Genomic DNA, 1,136 nt, shown 5'->3' on the forward strand with positions numbered 1-1,136 from the left:
ATCAAGTACGTCGGGCTCATCATGCGGGCGGACAACCATGGCGAGGGCGGCCTGATGGCGCTGCTCGCACTGGCTTCGCAGGCCGTCAAGGACAAGCCGAAGGTCCATCGCGTATTGATGGTGTGCGGCGTCTTCGGCGTCGCATTGTTCTTTGGCGACGGCGTGATCACGCCCGCCATCTCCGTGCTGTCGGCGGTCGAGGGCCTGGAGATCGTCACCCCGGCCGCCAAGCCCTTCGTGCTGCCGATCTCCTTCGCCGTGCTGGTCATGCTCTTCATGTTGCAGAAGAGGGGAACGGCACAGATAGGCCGGTTCTTCGGTCCCGTCATGGTGCTCTGGTTCCTGGCGATCGGGCTCAGCGGATTGCCTTCGATCATCGACAACCCGGCCGTGCTGAAGGCGATCTCGCCCACCTATGCCCTGCGTTTCGGATACGAGCATTACCAGCTGGCATTCATCACCCTGGGGGCGGTATTTCTTTGCGTGACGGGGGCGGAGGCGCTCTATGCCGACATGGGCCACTTCGGAAAGGGCCCCATTCAATGGGCATGGTTCGGCCTGGTGATGCCCGCATTGAGCCTCAACTATTTCGGCCAGGGSGCSCTGGTRCTGGCSAATCCGAAGGCCATTGAGAATCCCTTCGTCCTCATGACGCCGGCCTGGGCTCTGATCGCGATGGTGGTCCTGGCGACCGCGGCGACGGTCATTGCGTCCCAGGCCCTCATCTCCGGCGCGTTCTCGGCGACCAAGCAGACGATCCAGCTGGGCTATCTGCCTCGAATGACGATCAAGCACACGTCGGAACACGACAAGGGGCAGATCTATGTGCCGGCGGTGAACTTCGCGCTGCTGGCCGGCGTGGTCCTGGCGGTCGGCATGTTCCACTCATCCACCGCCCTTGCGGCGGCCTATGGCATCTCCGTCAGCCTGGTCATGGTGATCACGACGGCGCTGACCTTCTTCGTCATCCGGTATGGATGGGGCTACCCGCTGCCGGTATGCGTGGCGGCCACGGGCTTCTTCTTCGCCGTCGACATCTCCTTCTTCGCATCGAATCTGCTCAAGATCGTCGATGGGGGTTGGTTCCCGCTGCTGATGGCGGGAGGCCTGTTCGTGATCCTCGCCACCTGGAAGGA

General features: G+C 62.8%; 1 protein-coding gene. It reads left to right on the top strand.

Annotated features, from left to right (window positions below):
- Nucleotides 1-1,136: KUP/HAK/KT family potassium transporter (locus tag AC1DTN_RS37255; RefSeq protein WP_477925104.1), on the top strand; the 1,136-nt coding region annotated here is incomplete at both ends.

The sequence above is a fragment of the Rhizobium sp. 01T444 genome (genome assembly GCF_056398305.1).